Source organism: Variovorax paradoxus EPS (assembly GCF_000184745.1).
Classification (GTDB): domain Bacteria; phylum Pseudomonadota; class Gammaproteobacteria; order Burkholderiales; family Burkholderiaceae_C; genus Variovorax; species Variovorax paradoxus_C.
Window position 1 is genome coordinate 3,253,780 of sequence record NC_014931.1, and the last position, 20,674, is coordinate 3,274,453.

Sequence of the window (20,674 nt, forward strand, 5' to 3'; positions counted from 1 at the left end):
CCCTGGTGCGCGTCGGACAATGCCGCCAAATGGGGACGCCCAAGACCATCCTCCTCACCGTCGCAACGCTCGGCCTGGCCGCGGCGGCCGGTGCGGCATGGATGGTGTGGGGCGGCGTCTACAACGTGGCCGCCACCGAGCAGCACACGCAGCCTGTCTACTCGCTGCTCGAGACGGCGATGCGGCAGTCGGTGCGCCTGCGGGCGCGCGGCATCGAGCCGCCGGACCTTGCCGACGCACAACGGGTGGCGCGCGGCGCGGGTTGCTTTCGCGACAAGTGCGTTCAGTGCCACGGTGCGCCGGGCGTGGCGCAGGGCGACATCGGCAAGAGCATGCAGCCGCTGCCGGGCCCGCTGGTCGATGCGCGGCAGCGCTGGAATGCGCGCGAGCTCTACTGGGTGACGAAGCACGGCATCAAGATGAGCGGCATGCCGGCATGGGAGTACCGGCTGTCCGATGAAGACCTGTGGGCCGTGGTCGCATTTCTGCAGCGGCTGCCCGACATGACGCCGCAGCAGTACGCAGAGGCGAGCGCGCCGATGCTGCCCGCCGGCCAGGGCGCGCCGGCCGCACCTTCATGCGGACCCGGCGTGCGCGCGGCTTCCGCGGAAAAGGGCGACGAGGTGCGGCGCGGCCAACGCGCGCTCTACCAGTACGCATGCAATGCGTGCCACACGATTCCCGGCATCACAAGTTCGTTTCCCAACGTCGGCCCGCCGCTGGACGGCATGGCGAAGCGCTCGCTGATCGGCGGCAAGCTCGCGAACACGCCCGACAACATGGTGCGATGGCTGCGCCACACGCGCGAGGTCGATCCGCTCACCGCGATGCCCGAGATGGGCGTGACCGAGCAGGACGCGCGGGACATCGCGGCCTACCTGGCCACGCTGGATTGACTGCATTCGGCAGCGCTCGGCACCACCTTCCCGTTGCGCCAACACGCTGACGCGCTGTCTGCCTACACCCGCGCGCGGGCGGAAGAGCGACTGTCCAGCGCATGACGCTGGCCGTGTTCATCGTGGAAGACGAACCGACGATCCAGGACAGCCTGAAGGTCGTGCTGGAGGGCTATCTGCGGGCGGAGATCGTCGGCACCGCGCCCTCGGAAGCGGACGCCGTGGCGTGGCTGAAGGCGAACCGCGATGGCTGGCATCTGCTGGTGGTGGACCTGCTTCTGAAGCAGGGCAGTGGCCTCGGCGTGCTCGGGGCGCTGGCCGCCCTCGGGCCCAAATGCGGACTGGTGGTGGCGCTGACGAATGCGGCATCGGCGGACAACCGCGCGCAATGCCTCACCTTGGGCGCCGACGCGGTCTTCGACAAGGCCGCGGAGATCAACGAGTTCCTGGCGTTCTGTGCGGACGGGCTCGGCGAGAAAGCCTGAGCCACTTTTTCAGGACTTGTCGAGCAGGCGCGCGAGCAGCCCTTCGAGCTGCTGCGCATCGACCGGCTTGGTCAGGTGCGCGTAGAAGCCAGCCGCGAGGCTCGCGTCCCGGTCCGAGCCCTGGCCGTAACCTGTGACGGCGACCAGCGTGGGCGGATGCGGGACCTCGCGGCGAACCCGCAGGGCCACCTCGACGCCGCTGAATCCCGGCAGGCCGATGTCCAGCAGCACGAGGTCCGGCTGCTCGACCTTGATCGCCTCCACCGCCGAAGGGCCGTCGGCGGCCGTGCGTGTCACGTAGCCCAGGCTCTCGACAAGGAGGCACATCGTCTCGGCCGCGTCCTGGTTGTCGTCGACCACGAGGACCATCTTCCGGCTCTCGTTGCCGTCGATTTTTTTCTTTTCCAACGGCGCGGTCGCGCGGGGCAGGCGGACGACGAATTCCGCGCCGTCTCCCGGCGTGCCTTTGCTGAACGCGCTGACATCGCCGCCGTGCAGCGTCACCAGTTGCTGCACCAGCGTGAGGCCGAGCCCGAGCCCGCCCTGCGGCCGGGAAATTTCCTGCTCGCCCTGCGCGAACAGCATGAAGACGCGCGGCAACGCGGCGGACGGGATGCCGGGACCGTTGTCGCTCACGCTGACCTCCGCGTTGGCGCCCACCTCGCGCAGCCGCACCTCGATGCGGCCGCCGTCCGGCGTGAACTTGATGGCGTTGTTCAGCAGGTTGCAGACGACCTGGATCATGCGGGCGCGATCGCCGGTGATCCACGGGTCGGCGGAGGGCGAGTGGAAGACCAGGGCGTGCTGCTTGGCGTCGGCGGAGGGCCTCAGCATCTCGATCGACTCGTCGATCACGTCGCAAAGCCGCACGGGTTTCGATTCGAGATGGATCTTGCCGCTCGTGATGCGCCCGACGTCCAGCAGGTCGTCGACCAGCCGCGTGATCTGCTTGAGCTGGCGGCCGATGATGCTGCTCATGCGCGCCAGCGTCGCCGTGTCGGCGGCCGAGCCCAGGCGGTCCATGATGGCTACCGCGTTGGAGATCGGCGTGAGCGGATTGCGCAACTCGTGGCCGAGCATCGCCAGGAAGGTCGTGATGCGGCGGCCTTCGTCCTCCAGGGTGGAAATGCGCCGGCGCTCCGTGAGGTCGCGCGTGACCTTGGCAAAGCCGCGGTGGCGGCCGGTCTCGTCGAAGAGGGCGGTGATGATCACGCTGGCCCAGAACCGGCTGCCGTCCCTGCGCACGCGCCAACCCTCGTCCTCGAAGCGGCCGACTTCGCGCGCGGTCTTCAGCTCCTCGTCGGGAAAGCCGGTGGCGGCCACCTCGGGCGGATAGAACACCGAGAAGTGCTTGCCGATGATCTCGTGCGCCTCGTAGCCCTTGGTGGCCTTCGCGCCGGTGTTCCAGCTCACGATGTAGCCGCTGGGGTCGAGCATGAAGATCGCGTAGTCCTTCACGCCATCGACGATCAGCCGGAAGCGCTCCTCGCTGGCGCGAAGCAGCTCGTCCTGCTTCTGGCGAGCCGACAGGTCGCGGGTGATCTTGGAAAAGCCGCGCAGCTTGCCGTCCGGGCTCGTGAGGCGGGTGAGCACAAGACTCGACCAGAAACGCGTGCCGTCCTTGCGCAGGCGCCAGCCTTCTTCCTCGTACTGGCCCGTTCGGGTCGCGACTTCGAGTTCGTGCTGTGGCCAGTTTTTCTCCAGCAGCTCGGGGGGATAGAAGACGGAGAAGTGGCGCCCGATGACCTCGTGGGGTTCGTAGCCCTGGAGCTGCCTCGCGCCCGCGTTCCAGCTGAGCACGATGCCGGTGGGGTCGAGAAAGAAGATCGCGTAGTCGGTGATGGCATCGACCATCAGCCGGTAGTCGGCATCGGTGATCAGCCCGAGGTTCAGGGGAATGTTGAGATCGGGAGCGGTTTCGTCATCCCTCTTGCCTCGCGCGCCATCGGCCATTTTTTCTCAGGGGGTCTCGTTGGAAAGCCAAAGCGGCACAAAGCCACCGTCGAACGAGACGTTATTGCGTTTTGTCCTGGTCAGGTGTCGGACAAGGCCGCAGTACGCCATCGAGTAACTTTTCCCACCGATTCCCGTGGCTGGCAATGGGGTTTTGTAATCTAGTGTTTTTTTGTGCAACTGATGTTATATTTTTACCGAGGGATTATTAAAACTTAGGCATTCAATTTCCGGCGGCCGCGAGGCTTCCCATGGATGTTTCACCAACGGGAGCGCCTGAATTGCAGTCCACGCCGCAAGAAAGCCCTAATTTGGTGCACGCGAAGCCGGCGGCCGACTGGCTGCGCCGGGGATGCCGATGACCACGCCCGCGGCGTTCGCCGCACCCCCGCGGACGCGCCGTCCGCTGTTGAGCTACAGCGTCGATGGCCTGCCGGCCCGCGACGAACTGCTGTTCAAGTCCCTCGTGCGATTGCTGGACCACCGCACACACCAGCAATGGACCTGGCAGATCGAAGATGCCGACCTGCGCGTGGTGGGCGACCGGGTCCCGGCGACGGCGCTGGACGACGCGGCCGACCGTCCGGTCCCGCGGCTGACACTTGGAGAAACGCCGCCGCCGCATGGACCTTTCCTGCGGTTGCCGCTGCACGCAGACGCCCTCGAGGTCATGCTCAACCGCCTTGGCGCGATGGTGGTCCATGCCCGTGAGCTCGGCCTGCCTGGGTCTGCTCTCACGCCTGCTGCCCGCGACCACAGCGAGCGGGGCAGGGGCGCGCACTGCGAGGAATACCGCCTTTTGCGCTGGCCCGCGGCCGCACTGCTCGACACCCCCATGCGCATGAAGCTCGCCGCGCTGCTCGCGAGCCGCCCGGCTTCGCTCCATGCGCTGCAGCAGCGCTCGAACGCCGGCGCACAGGAGTGCGCGGACTTCATCGCGGCGCTCGAGCATGCAGGGTTCGTCGCACGCACTGGCCATGGCAACGCGGGCACAGGCTTCGCGGCCAGCCATGCGCCCGAATCGCTCTGGCCCGATTCGCAGTCATTCCAGGTCTCAGGGGCCTCCGGCGCGGACGCGCACCGCGCGCTCGCCCCGCCGCGCGCTGTCGTGGCGCCGGGCCTGCTCGCGCGCATCCGCAACCGCCTCGGGTTGCTGTCCTCCGGTTCGAAGGCCTGAAGCACGTGGAACACAAGATCCTTTTCACCGGCACCATGGGCGCCGGCAAGACCACCGCCATCGCCGCCGTGAGCGAGATTGCGCCGGTCCGCACCGAGGTTCGCAACAGCGATGCTTCGGTCGCCAAGGCCACCACCACGGTGGGCCTGGACTACGGCGAGCTCACGCTGGACAACGGCGAGAAGCTGCGCCTCTACGGCACGCCGGGGCAGATCCGCTTCGACTTCATGTGGCGAATCCTCGCGCGCGGCGCGCTCGGCCTGGTGATCCTGGTCGACAACAGCCGCCCCGATCCGCTGGCGGACCTGGAGGTCTATCTCGACGGCTTCGCCGAACTCATCGAGAAGACTGCCTGCGTCGTTGCGGTCGGGCGCATGGAGACCCATCCAGAGCCCGACCTCGACGCCTACGCCCGGCGCATGCAGGACAAGGGCGTGATGTGCCCCGTGCTCCCGGCCAACGTGACCGACCCGCAGCAGGTGGTGCAGCTGCTCGAGCTGCTGCTGATCCAGCTCGAAGCCTGAGCACGACACCGCCGCTGCTGCCGCTGTTCCTTCCTTCTCTTTTCCTTCCTCTGTTCCCCGCAACGCCGGACCCCAGCCACATGAACATCGCACCCCGCATCAAGGACGCCGCCGACACGGCCGTGGACACGCTCATGCGCGAGATCAAGGGCGTGAAGGCCGTCGTGATCGCGACCGAGGACGGCCTCGAGCTGGCCGCGCGCGCGGAGAACACCGCGCAGGTCGCACGCATGTCGGCCATCGCGAGCTCGTTGGCCGCGCTGGGTGCGGTGGCCGGCGTGGAAAGCGGGTTGGGGCAATGCGAGAACGTCGCGATAGAGACCGCGTCGGGCCACATCCTGATGCTGCAGGCCCGCCACGCCGAGGTCGACCTGATCGTGAGCGTGATCACAGGCAAGGATGCCGTGATCGGACAGGTCCTGTATCTCTCCAAGCTGGCGACGCTCGCGCTGCAGCGCGCCTGAACGCCGCGTCTTTTTTCCTTTTCACAAAACGGCCGGCGCTCATCACTCGCCCGGGCGGCGGCCGATCCCGAGGGCGATGGACTACGAAAGACTTTGATGGCAAATATCAAACAATCCATGGATGAACTGATGACGATCGACGGCGCGCTCTGCGCCGCGCTGGTCGACTCCGGCAGCGGCATGGTCCTGGGGCAGGTGGGTTCGGGCGTCGACCTGGAAGTGGCCGCCGCGGGCAACACCGAGGTCGTGCGCGCCAAGCTCAAGACCATGAAAGCGCTCGGCCTCAACGACGTGATCGAGGACATCCTGATCACGCTCGGACGCCAGTACCACATCATCCGGCCGATGAACAAGCACGAAGGCCTGTTCGTCTATCTGGTGCTCGACAAGTCGAAGTCGAACCTCGCACTCGCGCGTCGGAAGACACAGGAAGTGGAGCAAGGGCTGGCGGTCTGAGCTGATACAGCGACGGCGCGCTGCGGGCGAGCGGGCATTCATTCGGGCAGCCAGGCCGCCGGGGGATGCGGTGCCGCGGCGCGCCGATCGGGCAGGGCGGTCAGGCTCTCTGCGCGATTCGCAGGATGGCGTCGTAGATCTCGTTCTCCGCATCCACCGGATCGAACTCGCCCGCGGCGGCCGCAAACGACACGGCCTCGGCCGCACCCAGCATCGCGCGCATCGCTGCCGGCGCGATGGGGCGTTTCGCAAACGGCTGCAGCGCGTTGCGGCACTTCACCAGGAACTCGGCCTCGAGCTCCTTCTTCAAGGCATCGAGCTCGGGAGAGCCGGCCAGTGCGGCGCTCACACCGGGCATCTCGCGGCCCATCTCCATGACGCAGTTGACGTAGGCGGCGGCGATCACCTTCGCCACGGCGGGGAGCGATTTTCCCGACGCTCGCAGAGCCTCGTCCATGAGCGCGTGCTGCCGGCTGTCGTATTCCCCGTAAAGCACGCCGAGCAGGCCGGTGCGCGTGCCGAAATGGTCGTACACGACGGGCTTTGTCACCCCCGCGCGCTCCGCCAGGTAACCCAGCGTGAGCGCATCGGTTCCTTCGCTGCGCACGATGGCCCAGGCGACGTCCAGCAGCTGGCGGCCGCGCTCGTCCTTGGGAAGGCGTTTCCTGGTTGCGACTTGCATGACCGGTTCCATCTGCTTGCTTGACATCGTTAATCTACCAAAGGTAACCTACGAACAGTAGTTTAAACCGAACCACGAAAAAGGAACCGCCATGCATGCCCTCATCGTTGTCAGCCATCCCGATTCCCGGTCCCTCACGCACGCTGTCGCTCGCTCGTTCGCCGAGGGCGTCGAGGAATCGGGCAAGCACACCACCGAAATCGCCGACATCGCTGCGGAAGGCTTCCAGGCGGCCTTCAATCAGGCCGACCGCGCCGCCTATTTTCTCCAAAAGCCTTTGCCGCCGGACATCCTGCGCGAGCAGGAACGCATCGACCGGGCCGACGCGCTCGTGCTGGTCTATCCCGTGTACTGGTGGTCGTTCCCCGGCCAACTCAAGGGCTGGATCGACCGCGTGTTCTCCAACGGATGGGCGTATGACGAGGCGCCCGACGGCACGCTCGGAAAGCGGCTCGGCCGCCTGGCCGTCCACCTCATCGGCATCGGCGGCGCAGACGGGGGCACCTATGCGCGGCACGGCTACGACAAGGCCATGCGCACACAGATCGACCACGGCATCTTCGATTTCTGCGGCGCGCGCGTCGTCACCTCGGAGTTCCTGCTCGATGTGAACGGGCAAGCCGCGGCGTCTCATGTCGTCACTGCGCGAGCGCTGGGCGGCAATGCGTTTGCGAAGACGGCGCCGGGCGGCACCGATCTGTCCGAGGTCGTCGAAGAACTGCCAGGCTAAGGCGAGTCGAATTCGCTGCAGCGTCCTACAAAAAGCCCTGATTCGTCGCACTAGGTTGGAGGCTCCCTCGAACCCAACCGGACGACAAATACATGGCCAAACAACCCCGAGCGAGCGCGCCGCCTTCCGCCGCGCTCGACGCCGCCCGCTCCGCGGCACGCAACACCGACAGCGGTCCCGCCCATCCGGCGCCGCCCGCGGCAGGCAAGGGAGACATCCCCGCACAGAAGGCGATCGATACGCAGGCGCTCGCCGCGTCGATGCCCGCCAACCTCAACAAGCCGCTGGAGCACACGCCGCAGGCGCCGGTGGGCCAAAGCGCCAAGCCGCCATCGCGGCTTCCCACCGGCAGCACGCCCTCTGAATCGAATGCCTCGGCCAAGACCGGCTCGGTTGCGCCCGAAGGCATCAACGCCACCATCGGCACGCTGGACCGGGTGCGCGTTGATTCCGGCGGCCAGCGGCTCACCACCAACCAGGGCGTGCCGATCGCTGACAACCAGAACTCGCTGAAGGCGGGCGCGCGCGGCCCGGTGCTGCTCGAAGACTTCATCCTGCGCGAGAAGATCACGCACTTCGACCACGAGCGCATTCCCGAGCGCATCGTCCACGCCCGGGGCTCCGGCGCGCACGGCTTCTTCGAGTGCTACGAACCGCTCACCGAATACACGCGGGCTGCGCCCTTCCGCGAAGCCGGCAAGGTGACGCCGGTGTTCGTGCGCTTCTCCACGGTGGCCGGCGAGCGCGGCTCCAAGGACACGGCGCGCGACGTGCGCGGCTTCGCGGTCAAGTTCTATACCGACGAGGGCAACTGGGATCTGGTGGGCAACAACATGCCGGTGTTCTTCATCCAGGACGCGATGAAGTTCCCCGACCTCGTGCATGCCGTGAAGCCCGAGCCGCACCATGCGATGCCGCAGGCCGCCTCGGCGCACGACACCTTCTGGGACTTCGTCTCGCTGATGCCCGAATCCACCCACATGCTGATGTGGCAGATGAGCGACCGCGCCATTCCGCGCAGCTACCGGATGATGCAGGGCTTCGGCGTGCACACCTTCCGGCTCGTGAACGAGGCGGGCGAATCGGTGCTGGTGAAATTCCACTGGCAACCCAAGCTCGGCACGCATTCGCTGGTGTGGGACGAGGCCGTGAAGATCTCCGGCGCCGACCCAGACTACCACCGCCGCGATCTCTGGGAAGCCATCGACGCGGGCGAATACCCCGAGTGGGAACTGGGCCTGCAGATCTTCACGGAAGAGCAGGCCGCGCAGTTCAGCTTCGACATCCTCGATGCCACCAAGATCGTGCCCGAGGAACTGGTGCCGATCCGCATCGTCGGGCGCATGGTGCTGAACCGCAACCCCGACAACTTCTTTGCCGAGACCGAGCAGGTCGCGTTTTGCACGGCGCACGTGGTGCCGGGCATCGACTTCACCAACGATCCGCTGCTCGCGGGGCGCATCCATTCCTACGTCGACACGCAGATCACGCGCCTGGGCGGGCCGAACTTCCACGAGCTGCCGATCAACGCGCCCATTGCGCCGGTGCACAACAACCAGCGCGACGGCATGCACCGCCAGGCCATCCATCGCGGGCGCTCGGCCTACGAGCCGAACTCGCTGGGCGGCGGCTGTCCGTTCCAGGCCGGTGCGGCGCAGGGCTTCGAGAGCGTGGCGCGGCGGCTCGACGCGAAGGAGAGCAGCGACAAGGTGCGCGTCAAGCCCGAAAAATTTGCCGACCACTACACGCAGGCCACGCTCTTCTACGAAAGCCAGACGCCCGAGGAGCAGGCGCACATCGCCGCGGCCTTCCGCTTCGAGCTCTCGAAGGTGACGGTGCCCGCAGTGCGCGAACGCGTGGTGGCGAGCCTGTTGAACGCGTCGCCCGATCTCGCGGCGAAGGTGGCGAAAGGGCTCGGCATGGAACTGCCCCAGCCGCTGCCCAAGGTGCTGGAAACGCCGGCCGCGCCCGAGGTCGACCAATCGCCCGCGCTCTCGCTCATGGCGCGGCCGGGCGATGGCGGCATCCGCACGCGCAAGATCGCGATCCTCGTGGCCGACGGCGCGGAAGGCACGTCCATCGGCAAGCTGGTCACGGCGCTGGTGCAGGCGGGCGCGGTGCCGCGGCTGGTCGGACCGCGCCTGGGCACGTACCTCGGGATGGGCGGCGAGAAGATCGAGGCCGACGCCAGCATGGAGAACAGCCCCGGCTTTCTCTTCGATGCGCTGGTGCTGCCCGACGGCCTCGCGGCGGTGGAGGCGCTGGTCTCCGACGGCCACTCGATGGAGTTCGTGAAAGACCAGTACCGGCACTGCAAGACCATCCTTGCGCTCGGCGCATCGCAGGCGCTGCTCGCGGAGGCCGGCATTCCGATGAGCCTGCCCGACGGCTCGCACGACCCCGGCCTCATCCTTGCGGACGCCGCGCATGCCGACGACGCGGCCATCGATTTCATCGCCGCGGTGGGCATGCATCGCCATCTCGCGCGCGATTCCGATCCGCCGCGCGTTTAAGCACGGCCATCCGCACCATTGGCTGCATGCGCCCCGGCTTCTCACGGCCGGGGCCAGCGGACGCGTGCGGGGCCGACGAGGTCGGCCGCCGTGCCGTGTTGCTGTTTCCTACAGCCGCCCGCGCCGTCCACCGACCCGATGCAGTCCGCGAACTTCTAGGTTGAACAGCGTCGGGCAACCGCCCGGCACAACCATCCAAAGGAGATAACCATGAACCGCACCTCCAGCCTGCTTGCAGCCCTCGCACTCGGCGCCGCCGGCGTCGCTTTTGCCCAAGGCAATCCCCCCACCACCGCACCCGCGAATCCCGCCACGGCCGCAGGCCAGCAAAGCCCTGCGGGCGGTCCGATGGGGACCACCGGCACCACGCCGCAGAACACGTCGCCATCGGGGTCCACATCCTCGGGCTCCATGTCATCGGGGTCGTCGTCCTCGGGCTCGACCATGTCGCAAGGAACGCAAGGATCGCAAGGCAGCATGAGCACCGAGCCGCCCATGCGCCAGGCCCGCGCCGACCGCAACTGACCACCGCATGCGCTTGCCTTCACCTCCAACGGGCATCGCGGGCCACGGGCTCGCGATGCTTCTTGCCGGCACCTTTGCCGCGGCTTGCACCACCGCCGCGGCGGCGGAGCCCGATGCGCTCAGGCTCGCGAAGGCCGCCGTTGCAGCGGCCGACAACCAGGGCCAGGCCTTCGCAGTGGTCGACAAGAAAAACGCACGCGTCTTCGTCTTCGACGGCTCGGGAAAGCTGCGCGGCGATTCGCCCGTGTTGCTGGGGCTGGCGCACGGCGACGATTCCGTGCCGGGCATCGGCGAACGCAAGATGTCCGAGATCCGGCCCGACGAGCGCACCACGCCCGCGGGCCGCTTCGCGAGCGAGCCCGGCCGCAATCTCCAGGGCGAGGACATCGTGTGGATCGACTACGACGCCGCCGTCTCCATGCACCGCGTGCGCGCGACCAACAAGGCCGAGCGCCGCCTGGAGCGGCTTGCCACGCCCACCGTGGCCGACAACCGCATTTCCTACGGCTGCATCAACGTGCCGGCCGGCTTCTACGACACCCACATCCGGCCCGTGCTCGGCGGCCGCAAGGGCGTGGTCTACGTGCTGCCGGAGACCGCGCCGATGCAGGCGCGCTTCGGCTTCATGGGAGCGGGGTAGCGGCGGCAGTGACCCTGTGCTGCGCGGGGCCGGAAGGCGTGAGCACGACCTTGCGGCATTCCTCCTCGGCCTTCTCGAAGATCTCGTAGCCGCGCGCCGCGTCCTCGAGCGCCATGTGGTGCGTGATGATGACCTCGGGCTTCAATTGCCCAGCCTGGATGTGCTCGAGCAGCTTGGGCATGTGCTGCTGCGCATGCGTCTGGCCCATCTTGAAGGTGAGGCCCTTCTCGAACGCATCGCCGAACATGAAGCCGTGGATGAAGCCCGCGTACACGCCGGGCACGCTCACCACGCCGCCGCGCCGCGTGGCCGCGATGGCCTGGCGCAGCGCCTTGCCGCTGGAGCCTTCGAGCTTCAGGTCGGTGAGTACCGTTTCGACCGCGCTGCCCTTGGCCTCGAAGCCGACCGCGTCGATCGACGCATCGACACCGCGGAAATCGGTGCGCTCGACGATCGCGCCGGCAGGGTCGTCGATGTCTCTGAAGTTGATCGGATCGACGCCGTAGGTGGCCTGCGCAAACGCGAGCCGGTACGGGTGCTCGTCGACCATGAAGATGCGCTCGGCACCCAGCAAGCGCGCCGACGCGGCGGCCATCAGGCCCACGGGGCCGGCGCCGAAGATGGCCACGCTCGAGCCCGGACCCACGTTGCCGTTCACTACCGCCTGGTAGCCGGTCGGCAGGATGTCCGAGAGAAACAGCACCTGCTCGTCGGCCAGTCCGGGCGGAATCACGAGCGGGCCGGTGTTCGCCTTGGGCACGCGCACGTATTCGGCCTGGCCGCCGGGATAGCCGCCATACAGATGCGAGTAGCCGAAGAGGCCCGCGCCCGAGCGCAGGTTCTTCTTGTTGAGGATGGCGCCGCGCCCGGGGTTGGTGGTTTCGCAGGCGGCGAAGAGGGCCTTGGCGCAGAAGAAGCACTGGCCGCAGGCAATGGTGAAGGGCACCACCACGCGGTCGCCTTTCTGCACGCGCGTCACGGCCTTGCCGGTGTCCTCCACGATGCCCATGAACTCGTGGCCGAGGATGTCGCCCGATTCCATGTCGGGAATCTTGCCGCGATAGATGTGCAGGTCGGAGCCGCAGATGGCGGTGGCGGTCACGCGCAACACGATGTCCTCGTCCTCCTGGAGGATGGGGTCGGGCACCGTCTCCACGCGGACGTTTTTCGACGATTGGTAGGTGAGGGCTTTCATGCGGTTTCCTTTTTTTGGGGTGGTGATGCGCGCACGATTTGCGCGTGCGCGCGCCGCATGCGCGGGCACCGCGCCTGTCCACGGGTCGGACAATTTCCCGTTGTGGCGGCGCGGCGCTTGCGTTGCCCCTGGCTCACATTCCCGTCCGTCGCAGCTCGCCGGACGAGCGATGCGGGTGTCGAAAATTTCCCTCTTGAAATCCGCGATGGCCCGCCTATCTTTTCTTCCGTCGGAAATTGGTCGACCGAAAAAGGAGGTATTGAAATGACCATGAACTTGCTCAAGCAAATCGCCGGCTCCCGCCTGCCAGTCACGTTCTATCGCGACGAAGACATCGACGGTGTCAGGGTGCTTCGCGCTGCCGGCCTCGTCGTGGCGCTCGTGCCATCGCCCTCGAACCCGCTGTCGCTGTCGGGCTCTCCCTCGGCGGCCCAGGTGCTGGCGGTGACCCAGAAGGGACGCGAGGAACTGGCGAAATTCAGCTATCCGGAATCCCGACCGCCGCGCTGGCGGAACCGCTCCCCGCGGATCACCGCGTGGCGCCGCTCGAACGCCAGCGGCCCGCCGCGATCGGCCGATGCGCACACCTTGCCGCAATAGGCCCCGGCCCGAAACCAGTCTTTCTGATTCCAGATATTTGGAGGTTCCAACATGTACCGATCTTTCTTTCCACGCGACATGCTCGCCGAGATGGATCGCCTGCAGCGGGACATGCAGCAGGCATTCGACCTGGCACCCACCATCCGCGGCTTCGGCAGCAACGGATTTCCCGCACTGAACGTCGGCGCAACGCCGCAGGCCGTGGAGATCTATGCGTTTGCGCCCGGCGTCGATCCGGCCACGCTCGAAGTCAAACTCGAGCGCGGCCTGCTGACCATCGCGGGCGAGCGCAAGGGCGTGCTGCCGGCAGCCGAGGCGAAGGCGGCGGTGCACATCAACGAGCGCTTCGAGGGCGCGTTCCGCCGGATGCTCACGCTGCCCGACGATGCCGACCCGGAGGCGGTCGACGCCAAGCTGCGCGACGGCGTGCTGCGCATCACCATCCGCCGCCGCGCGTCGGCCCAGCCGCGCCGCATTTCCGTCCAGTGAGATCAAGGAGATGAACACCATGAGCAACGACATCCAGACCCAACGCGCCGGCGCGCCCGGTGCGCCCGAACAGGCCGACCGCAAGCAGGCGGCACCCCGCTATGGCAATGCGGCCTTGACGCCACCCGTGGACGTGGTCGAGGACGCGGGCGGCATCACCCTGTACGCTGACTTGCCCGGCGTTTCGCGTGAGAACCTGAACCTTCATGTCGAGGCGGAGACCTTGACCATCGAGGCGGAGTCGGCCTTGACCGTGCCCGATGGCTTGAAGACCAGCCATACCGAGGTCGGGCTCGGCCGCTTCCGTCGCGTGTTCACGCTCAGCAAGGAGCTGGACACCGAGAAGGTTTCGGCCGAACTCGCGCAAGGCGTGCTGACGCTGCGGATTCCCAAGGCCGAGCATGCCAAGCCGCGGAGGATCGAAGTCCAGGTCGCTTGAGCGGCCGGCCGCCGAGCGCCCTCGGCGGCATCCGGCAACCTTCGACGGCGGTGGTCCTTTTGGGCCGCCGCCGTCCTTGTCTCTATTTCTTCGGCGGCGCAAGCCCGCCGTTCTCCTGCACCGGTGCCGTGGCCCCGCCGGGCGGCAGGTTGCCCGGTCCCTTCTCGGGCTCCTTGAAGCCGAAGAAGAACAGCACCACCACGACGATGACCGCCAGGGAGCCCAGCAGCGTCCACATCAGGCGGCGGCCAACGTCGCCCTGCTTGTCGCGTTGTTTCGGGTTCATGCGCCGCCGCCTCGCGATTCGCGCGATTCCCGCGCGGCAAGCGCGCCGCGCCCGGCGGGCGTCAATGCCAGCACTTCGCCGAACTGGCCGTCGCGCGCGTCCGGCGGATAGAAGCGCGCCTCCACATGGCCTATGGCGGCCAGGCGGCGCAGGTGCCGCAACCGCGAGGGCGTGGTCACGAACATGGGAAGGCGGCGCGAGGCCAGCTTGGCGAGGTATCTGTGGGACATGGGGCAACTCCTTCAATTCCTTCGAGATGCCTGGCGGTTTTCAATGCGGCGCTTCTTTCGCCGGCATTCCGTGCGTGCGCCCCGAGTTGCCCGCGCGGTACAGCGCGCCCTCGGGGTCGCGCACCCGGGCGCTCTCGTCCTTTTGCTGCCGCTCGGCCTGCTTGGCCGACATGCGATCGGCCACGGAGGGCAGCACCTTGGAAAGCACGGTGTTCATCACCGCCATGCCGCCCACCTTCACATCGCGCCCGCCGCTCACTGCGGCCTTCAGGATCGCCTCGGCGACCTGCAGCGGATCGATCATCGGCGTGGGGAGCTTGGGCTCCTTGTCCATGTAGTTGCGCGCGTGCTCGGGGTAGGGCGTGTCGACGGCGGTGGGCTGGATCAGCGTCACCGTCACGCCGCTCTTGTCGACGTCTTCCAGCTCCACGCGCAGCGCGTCGGTGAAGCCCTTCACCGCATGCTTGGAGGCCGAGTACATGCCCTGCAGCGGAATCACCGCGTCGGACACTTCGCTGCCCACGTTCACCAGTGTGCCCTTCACGAGCTTGAGATAAGGCAGCGCGGCGAGCGATCCGTTCACCACGCCCCAGAAGTTGGTGTCGAACAGGCGGCGGCTGTCGGCCTCGCTCACCTCGTCGAGCCGGCCGTAGATGGAAATGCCCGCATCGTTCACCCAGGTGTCGATGCGTCCGAAGTGGCCGACCGCGAGCAACGCGACGCGATCGAGCTGCTCGCGGTCGGCCACGTCGGCCTCGGCCGCCACGGCATGGCCGCCCTGCGCCTTGATGTCTTCGGCAAGCGCGCGCAACACATCGCCGCTGCGCGCGACGAGCACGAGGCTCGCGCCCTGCTGCGCGGCGAGCTGGGCGGTGCAAAGGCCGATGCCGCTGGAGGCGCCGGTGATGACGATGACCTGCTGGTCGAGCGGTCGGTCTGGTCTGGACATGAAAAAGCTCCTTCGGTGAATTTCGCGATGGCTTCTTCCGGCAATCGGCGTTCCCGCGAGCCCTCGTCGAAGGACGGCATCCGCGCCAACAAATACAAACACTTCGGTGATGCACATGCGAGCGCTTCGACACGGTGCAGGCCTGTAGCAGGCACACGCCTTGCCGGCTACAGGCCGGGGCGCCAAGCCTCGCGGGCGGCAAGAAAGCCGCCGATGGCGCCTGTCCCATGCAACCCACAAGGAGCGACACCACCATGCTGGCCATGAACTACCGCGGGCCCTACCGCGTGCGCGCCGCGCACAAGGCCGAGCCCGAGATCGAGCATCCGGGCGACGCGATCGTGCGCGTCACGCGTTCGTGCATCTGCGGTTCCGATCTGCACCTCTATCACGGGCTGGTGCCCGACACGCGCGTGGGCACCACGTTCGGCCACGAGTTCACCGGCGTGGTCGAGGCGGTCGGCTCGGCGGTGCAGCACCTGAAGCCGGGCGACCATGTGCTGGTGCCGTTCAACATCTTTTGCGGCAATTGCTACTTCTGCCAGAAGGAGCTGTACAGCAACTGCCACGACACCAACCCCGAGGCCACCGCCGTCGGCGGCATCTACGGCTACTCGCACACGACCGGCGGCTACGACGGCGGGCAAGCCGAGTACGTGCGCGTGCCCATGGCCGACGTCGGCCCCACGGTCATCCCGCCCGACATGAACGTGGACGACGCGGTGTTGCTCACCGACGCGCTGCCCACCGGCTACCAGGCCGCGGAGATGGGCGACATCGAGGAGGGCGACACCGTCGTGATCTTCGGTGCGGGGCCGATCGGCATCTTTGCCGCCAAGTCGGCGTGGCTGCTGGGCGCGGGCCGCGTGATCGTGGTCGACCACATCGAGTACCGGCTCGACTTCGTGCGCCGCTACGCGCAGTGCGAGGTGGTCGATTTCAAGCAGGTCGGCGACATGGCGATCCACATCAAGAAGATGACCGATGGCCTCGGTGCCGACGTGTGCATCGACTGCGTGGGCTGCGAAGCCGCGGGCAGCTTCGCGCACACGCTGCTGGGCGTGAAGCTCAAGCTGCAGGGCGGCGCGGCGACCGTGCTGCACTGGTGCATCAACTCTGTCCGCAAGGGCGGGCGGGTGTCGATCGTGGGCGTGTACGGGCCGACCTTCAATGCGGTGCCGATCGGCAACGCGCTCAACAAGGGGCTCACGCTGCGCATGAACCAGGCGAGCGTGAAGCGGCACCTGCCGCGGCTCATCGAACACATCCAGGCGGGGCGCATCCGGCCGAGCGAAATCATCACGCACCGCATCGACCTGCGCGACGTGGCCGATGCCTACCACCTGTTCTCCAGCAAGCTGGACAACTGCATCAAGACGGTGCTGGTGCCGCCTTCGGCGCTTGCCGGTTGACGGCCCGCCAACGACCGGCTGAAGGCCGGGATGCCACCCTCATTGGAGCGATCCGCATGATCATCACAGACGCACAACAGAACCCGCCGCGCAGCCAAGCCGAGCGCCATGCGCACATCGTCGGCTGGGGCGCCGACCTCGACCACGCCCATCGGCCGGCCTACCCGATGGAGCGCACGCCGCCGCGGCTGCCGCATGCGGTGCCGCCGCCCGAGCAGCAGCATTCGCATGCCGAGGTGCTGGTGTCCACCGAGCGCCCGCGCATCACGCCGATCTACGGCACCACGCTGCCGCCCAAGGGCCTGAGCGGCTGGCTGCGCCGCCAGGCCTTCAGGCACTCCGAGAACGACCTGCGCCACTGGATGATGCTGCTGCTGGCCGACCGGGTGAACATGGGCGAAGGCCTCATCGAAGACCTCTCGCGCGGCCATGTGCCCAACCTCTATGCCGAGATGGGCGGGCGCGCGGAGCTCAAGCACAACCCGATGGGCGCGGCGCGCAAGGCCGCGATCGGCATTGCGGCCTTGGCACTGATCGCTATCGCGCTGAAGAGACGGCGCTGAAGGGAAGAGGGCGGGCGCGGTTACCGCGAGAGGCCGACCGCGGCCATCAGGAAGCGGAACACCACCGCCACCACGAACATCACGCAGACGCTCGCGAGCCAGATGCCCGCGAGCCAGCCGAGGCGCCGCCGCCAGGTGCGCGGGGAGCGTGGCGGGCGCGCGGAGGCTTCAGTGGTATCCGTCGCCATGCCGCACCTTGCCGCGAAACACCCAGTAGCTCCAGGCCGTGTACATGAGGATGACCGGAATGATCAGCAGCGCGCCCACCAGCGCGAAGCCCAGGCTCTGCGGCGGCCCGGCCGCCTGCCAGATCGAGATGTCGGGCGGAATCACGTTCGGCCAGAGGCTGATGCCCAGGCCCGTGTAGCCGAGGAAGAGCAGCGCGAGCGTCAGCACGAAGGGCGCGGCATGGCCGTCGCCGCGCAGCGTGTGCACCAGCCGCCAGGTGACCACGCCCACCAGCAGCGGCACCGGCAAGAAGTACAGCAGGTTCGGCAGCGTGAACCAGCGGCGCGAGATGGCCTCGTGCGCGAGCGGCGTCCACACGCTCAGCACGCCGATCACCGCGAGCATCGCCCACACCAGCGGGCGCGCAAGCGCGCGCATGCGCTGCTGCAGTTCGCCTTCGGTCTTCATCACGAGCCAGGTGGCACCGAGCAGTGCGTACGCGGCGACCAGCGCGAGGCCGGTGAAGATAGAGAAGGGCGAGACCCAGTCGAACGGACCACCCGAGAAGTTGCCGTCGACCACCTTCAGCCCGTTGAGAAACGCGCCCAGCGTCACGCCCTGGAAGAAGGTGGCGGTGAACGAACCGCCGATGAACGCCGCGTCCCACCAGCGGCGCTTGCCCGCGCGCGCCTTGAAGCGGAACTCGAAGGCCACGCCGCGGAAAACGAGCCCGACCAGCATGAGGATGAGCGGCAGGTAGAACGCGCTCAAGATCACCGCATAGGCCAGCGGAAACGCCGCCAGCAGGCCCGCGCCGCCGAGCACCAGCCAGGTCTCGTTGCCGTCCCACACGGGCGCGACGGTGTTCATCATCACGTCGCGGTCTTCCTTGGCGGGCACGAACGGAAAGAGGATGCCGATGCCCAGGTCGAAGCCATCCATCACCACGTACATCATGATCCCGAAGAGGATGATCACGGCCCAGATCAGGGGAAGGTCAATGCCCATGGCCAGCCTCCGGTGCGGCGAGATCGCCTTCCGCATCCACGCCTTCGCGCGCGGCCGACAGCGGCCGCATCGGGTGGCGCGGCTCGCCCGGCCCGCCATGCACGGGCGCCTCGGGCGGTTCGTGGTCGTCGTCGGGCGGACCCTTGGCGATCAGCCGCAAACCATACGCAGTGCCGGCACCGAACACCGCGAGGTAGACCAGCACGAACAGCGCGAGCGTGAAGCCGACCTGCGACGCCGAATGCTGCGGCGAGACCGCGTCCGCGGTGCGCATGAGGCCGTACACCACCCAGGGCTGACGACCGATCTCGGTCGTGTACCAGCCCGCGAGAATCGCCACCAACCCGGCCGGCGACAGCAGCAGCGCGAAGCGCAGGAAGAGCCGGTTCGAAAAGACGCGCTCGCGCCTTCGCAGCCACAGGCCCCAGAACGCGAGCGCGATCATCAGCACGCCCAGGCCGACCATGAGGCGGAAGGTCCAGAACACGATGGTGGAGTTCGGCCGGTCCTCGGGCGGAAAGTCCTTCAAGGCCGGGATCTGCCCGTCCCAGCTGTGCGCCAGCAGCAGGCTGCCGGCACGCGGAATCTCGATGGCGTAGCGCGTCGTCTCGGCGGCCATGTCGGGCCAGCCGAACAGGATGAGCGGCACGCCTTCGCCCTCGGGCGTGCGCTCCCAGTGGCCTTCGATGGCAGCGAGCTTGGCCGGCTGGTGCTCCATGGTGTTGAGGCCGTGCTGGTCGCCGATGAGCGCCTGTATCGGCGCGGCCACCAGCAGCATCCACAGCGCCATCGAGAGCATCGTGCGAACCCGCGTGTTGTCGCGTCCGCGCAGCAGGTGCCAGGCCGCCGCGCCGCCGACCATCAGCGCGGTCGCGATGTACGAAGCGACGACGGTGTGCGCAAGGCGGTAGGGGAACGACGGGTTGAAGATCACCCGCAGCCAGTCGACCGGCACCACCCGGCCGTCGATGATCTCGTGGCCCTGCGGCGTCTGCATCCAGCTGTTGGACGCGAGGATCCAGGTGGCCGATATCAGCGTGCCGATCGCCACGGCCAGCGTCGAGACGAAATGCAGCCCCGGCCCGACGCGGTCGCGCCCGAAGAGCATCACGCCCAGAAAACCGGCTTCGAGAAAGAACGCGGTGAGCACCTCGTAGGCGAGCAGCGGCCCGGTCACGCCGCCCGCGAAGCGCGAGAAGTTGCTCCAGTTGGTGCCGAACTGGTAGGCCATGACGAGGCCCGACACCACGCCCATGCCGAAGGCGACCGCGAACACCTTGATCCAGAACTGGTAGAGGTCGATGTAGACCTTGCGCCCGGTGCGCAGCCACAGGCCCTCCAGCACCGCGAGGTAGCTCGCGAGCCCGATCGTGAGCGCCGGAAAGACGATGTGGAACGAGATCGTGAAACCGAACTGGATGCGCGCCAGCGTGAGGGAGTCCATGGCTTGTGCGTTTTCGTTGGTTGCGGCGCATCGGTTCTGTGCCTGACGTCATTGGACGCCTGCCTGCGGCATTTGGGAATAGGACAGTTCGCCCTTGGACATTTCGTCCTGCCTGTTCTGTCCCGGCGGGAAGGGCGACGCACTCAGGCGGCGCGCGCGTCGCCGGCCCGCATGCCGACGCGCCGCTCCGACCATCGTTCGTCGAGCCATGACACGGCGAGCGCGTGGTAGGCCGCGCGGTGTTGCTCCGCCGAAAGCTCATGGTCGGCGCCGGGCAGCACCCGACGGGTCAGCGACCTCGCATTGCCGAACGCCTCCGCGTAGTTCTCGATCACCTCGCACGGAATGACCTCGTCGCATCCGGATTCGAGCAGCAGCACGTCGCCGCGGAAGGCCGCGCAGCAGGCGAGCGCGCGGTTCTCGCCGGGGCGGATGCGCAGGCGCCGGTAGCGTTGCAGCGCATCGCTGTCGAGCTCTTCCTTCGGCCGGGTCCAGTCTTCGTCGGGGTAGAGGGCCGGCGACCGGAGCGCGAGCCAGGCTGGAGAGCGGCTGGCGGTGAGCATCGCGGCCTCGTAGGCGCCATAGCTGAAGCCGAGCACGCCGATGGCCTCGGCATCGGCGCCCGGCGTTTCGGCCAGCGCGTCGTAGTCCTTCAGCACTTGCGCGAGGCTGTCCGCGCGGCTCTCCGACTTGCGCTCGGCACGGTCCCAGTCGGCATCGGGAATGCCGGCCCTGCGGCAATGCCAGCCGCGCGGCTCCAGCACCGCGCGAAGCCGTTCGTACTGCGGCTTGCCGTGGTCGTTCCAGCCGGGGCAGACGAGCAGCGACGGATGCGCGGGCGCCATG

General features: G+C 67.7%; 25 protein-coding genes. 15 read left to right on the forward strand and 10 right to left on the reverse strand.

What is annotated here, in order from left to right; genetic code table 11:
- Positions 1-29: 29 nt before the first annotated feature.
- Both VARPA_RS15030 and VARPA_RS15035 read left to right on the forward strand, forming a co-directional pair.
- Positions 30-896: a c-type cytochrome gene (locus tag VARPA_RS15030; RefSeq protein ID WP_013541428.1), complete on the forward strand. Its 867-nt coding sequence runs from the start codon at positions 30-32 to the stop codon at positions 894-896.
- 101 nt (positions 897-997) lie between these two features.
- On the forward strand, positions 998-1,381 hold the full coding sequence (locus VARPA_RS15035) for a response regulator (protein WP_013541429.1): 384 nt from the start codon (positions 998-1,000) through the stop codon (positions 1,379-1,381).
- Between the two features lie 9 nt (positions 1,382-1,390).
- Here VARPA_RS15035 and VARPA_RS15040 read toward each other — a convergent pair whose 3' ends face one another.
- Positions 1,391-3,334, reverse strand: a complete 1,944-nt coding sequence (locus tag VARPA_RS15040; RefSeq protein ID WP_013541430.1) for a PAS domain S-box protein — start codon at positions 3,332-3,334, stop codon at positions 1,391-1,393.
- 358 nt (positions 3,335-3,692) lie between these two features.
- Here VARPA_RS15040 and VARPA_RS15045 point away from each other — a divergent pair, with 358 nt between their 5' ends.
- From VARPA_RS15045 to VARPA_RS15060, 4 genes are all read left to right on the forward strand, one after another.
- Complete coding sequence (locus tag VARPA_RS15045; protein WP_013541431.1) at positions 3,693-4,511, forward strand: hypothetical protein; 819 nt, start codon at positions 3,693-3,695, stop codon at positions 4,509-4,511.
- 5 nt (positions 4,512-4,516) lie between these two features.
- Positions 4,517-5,035 carry a GTP-binding protein gene (locus VARPA_RS15050; RefSeq protein ID WP_013541432.1) on the forward strand — a complete coding sequence of 173 codons (519 nt, stop codon included), beginning with the start codon at positions 4,517-4,519 and terminating at the stop codon, positions 5,033-5,035.
- Positions 5,036-5,115: 80 nt separating this feature from the next.
- On the forward strand, positions 5,116-5,499 hold the full coding sequence (locus tag VARPA_RS15055) for a roadblock/LC7 domain-containing protein (RefSeq protein ID WP_013541433.1): 384 nt from the start codon (positions 5,116-5,118) through the stop codon (positions 5,497-5,499).
- A gap of 96 nt (positions 5,500-5,595) precedes the next feature.
- Positions 5,596-5,955, forward strand: coding sequence for a hypothetical protein (locus tag VARPA_RS15060; protein WP_013541434.1), 360 nt, complete (start codon positions 5,596-5,598; stop codon positions 5,953-5,955).
- 100 nt (positions 5,956-6,055) lie between these two features.
- Here the strand turns inward: VARPA_RS15060 and VARPA_RS15065 are convergent, their stop codons facing one another.
- Entirely contained in the window at positions 6,056-6,637 is a 582-nt protein-coding gene (locus VARPA_RS15065; protein ID WP_234975020.1) for a TetR/AcrR family transcriptional regulator, read from the reverse strand.
- 91 nt (positions 6,638-6,728) lie between these two features.
- Here VARPA_RS15065 and VARPA_RS15070 point away from each other — a divergent pair, with 91 nt between their 5' ends.
- The 4 genes from VARPA_RS15070 (at position 6,729) to VARPA_RS15085 (ending at position 11,045) form a co-directional block, all read left to right on the forward strand.
- On the forward strand, positions 6,729-7,367 hold the full coding sequence (locus tag VARPA_RS15070; protein ID WP_013541436.1) for an NAD(P)H-dependent oxidoreductase: 639 nt from the start codon (positions 6,729-6,731) through the stop codon (positions 7,365-7,367).
- Positions 7,368-7,459: 92 nt separating this feature from the next.
- Complete coding sequence (locus tag VARPA_RS15075; protein WP_013541437.1) at positions 7,460-9,880, forward strand: catalase; 2,421 nt, start codon at positions 7,460-7,462, stop codon at positions 9,878-9,880.
- 210 nt (positions 9,881-10,090) lie between these two features.
- On the forward strand, positions 10,091-10,405 hold the full coding sequence (locus tag VARPA_RS15080; RefSeq protein WP_013541438.1) for a hypothetical protein: 315 nt from the start codon (positions 10,091-10,093) through the stop codon (positions 10,403-10,405).
- A 7-nt stretch (positions 10,406-10,412) separates the two neighbouring features.
- Positions 10,413-11,045, forward strand: a complete 633-nt coding sequence (locus VARPA_RS15085) for a hypothetical protein (protein ID WP_041942912.1) — start codon at positions 10,413-10,415, stop codon at positions 11,043-11,045.
- Here VARPA_RS15085 and VARPA_RS15090 read toward each other — a convergent pair.
- A complete protein-coding gene (locus VARPA_RS15090) occupies positions 11,029-12,240 on the reverse strand; it encodes a zinc-dependent alcohol dehydrogenase (RefSeq protein WP_013541440.1) in 1,212 nt (403 codons plus the stop codon). The genes VARPA_RS15085 and VARPA_RS15090 overlap by 17 nt on opposite strands.
- A gap of 264 nt (positions 12,241-12,504) precedes the next feature.
- Here VARPA_RS15090 and VARPA_RS15095 point away from each other — a divergent pair, with 264 nt between their 5' ends.
- The 3 genes from VARPA_RS15095 to VARPA_RS15105 are packed head-to-tail and all read left to right on the forward strand — an operon-like array spanning position 12,505 to position 13,768.
- A complete protein-coding gene (locus tag VARPA_RS15095) occupies positions 12,505-12,840 on the forward strand; it encodes a hypothetical protein (protein WP_013541441.1) in 336 nt (111 codons plus the stop codon).
- A 51-nt stretch (positions 12,841-12,891) separates the two neighbouring features.
- Complete coding sequence (locus VARPA_RS15100; protein WP_013541442.1) at positions 12,892-13,329, forward strand: Hsp20/alpha crystallin family protein; 438 nt, start codon at positions 12,892-12,894, stop codon at positions 13,327-13,329.
- Between the two features lie 19 nt (positions 13,330-13,348).
- On the forward strand, positions 13,349-13,768 hold the full coding sequence (locus VARPA_RS15105; RefSeq protein WP_013541443.1) for an Hsp20/alpha crystallin family protein: 420 nt from the start codon (positions 13,349-13,351) through the stop codon (positions 13,766-13,768).
- A gap of 82 nt (positions 13,769-13,850) precedes the next feature.
- Here VARPA_RS15105 and VARPA_RS15110 read toward each other — a convergent pair whose 3' ends face one another.
- From VARPA_RS15110 to VARPA_RS15120, 3 genes are read right to left on the reverse strand one after another with little or no spacing between them, the layout of a single operon-like run.
- Positions 13,851-14,054, reverse strand: a complete 204-nt coding sequence (locus VARPA_RS15110) for a hypothetical protein (RefSeq protein WP_013541444.1) — start codon at positions 14,052-14,054, stop codon at positions 13,851-13,853.
- A complete protein-coding gene (locus tag VARPA_RS15115; RefSeq protein WP_013541445.1) occupies positions 14,051-14,284 on the reverse strand; it encodes a hypothetical protein in 234 nt (77 codons plus the stop codon). The genes VARPA_RS15110 and VARPA_RS15115 overlap by 4 nt, the downstream gene beginning before the upstream one ends.
- A gap of 40 nt (positions 14,285-14,324) precedes the next feature.
- Entirely contained in the window at positions 14,325-15,233 is a 909-nt protein-coding gene (locus tag VARPA_RS15120) for an SDR family oxidoreductase (protein WP_013541446.1), read from the reverse strand.
- Between the two features lie 254 nt (positions 15,234-15,487).
- On the opposite strand from VARPA_RS15120, the gene VARPA_RS15125 reads away from it, so the two are divergent.
- Positions 15,488-16,645 (forward strand): zinc-dependent alcohol dehydrogenase, encoded by a 1,158-nt coding sequence (locus VARPA_RS15125; RefSeq protein WP_013541447.1) that lies wholly within the window; start codon positions 15,488-15,490, stop codon positions 16,643-16,645.
- 56 nt (positions 16,646-16,701) lie between these two features.
- Entirely contained in the window at positions 16,702-17,208 is a 507-nt protein-coding gene (locus VARPA_RS15130; protein WP_013541448.1) for a hypothetical protein, read from the forward strand.
- Between the two features lie 20 nt (positions 17,209-17,228).
- Here VARPA_RS15130 and VARPA_RS30625 read toward each other — a convergent pair whose 3' ends face one another.
- From VARPA_RS30625 to VARPA_RS15145, 4 genes are all read right to left on the reverse strand, one after another.
- Positions 17,229-17,396 carry a DUF2474 family protein gene (locus VARPA_RS30625; RefSeq protein ID WP_013541449.1) on the reverse strand — a complete coding sequence of 56 codons (168 nt, stop codon included), beginning with the start codon at positions 17,394-17,396 and terminating at the stop codon, positions 17,229-17,231.
- Entirely contained in the window at positions 17,377-18,384 is a 1,008-nt protein-coding gene (cydB, locus tag VARPA_RS15135; protein WP_013541450.1) for a cytochrome d ubiquinol oxidase subunit II, read from the reverse strand. The genes VARPA_RS30625 and cydB overlap by 20 nt, the downstream gene beginning before the upstream one ends.
- Complete coding sequence (locus VARPA_RS15140; protein WP_013541451.1) at positions 18,374-19,828, reverse strand: cytochrome ubiquinol oxidase subunit I; 1,455 nt, start codon at positions 19,826-19,828, stop codon at positions 18,374-18,376. The genes cydB and VARPA_RS15140 overlap by 11 nt, the downstream gene beginning before the upstream one ends.
- A gap of 143 nt (positions 19,829-19,971) precedes the next feature.
- Entirely contained in the window at positions 19,972-20,673 is a 702-nt protein-coding gene (locus VARPA_RS15145; RefSeq protein WP_013541452.1) for an alpha/beta hydrolase, read from the reverse strand.
- Position 20,674 lies beyond the last annotated feature (1 nt).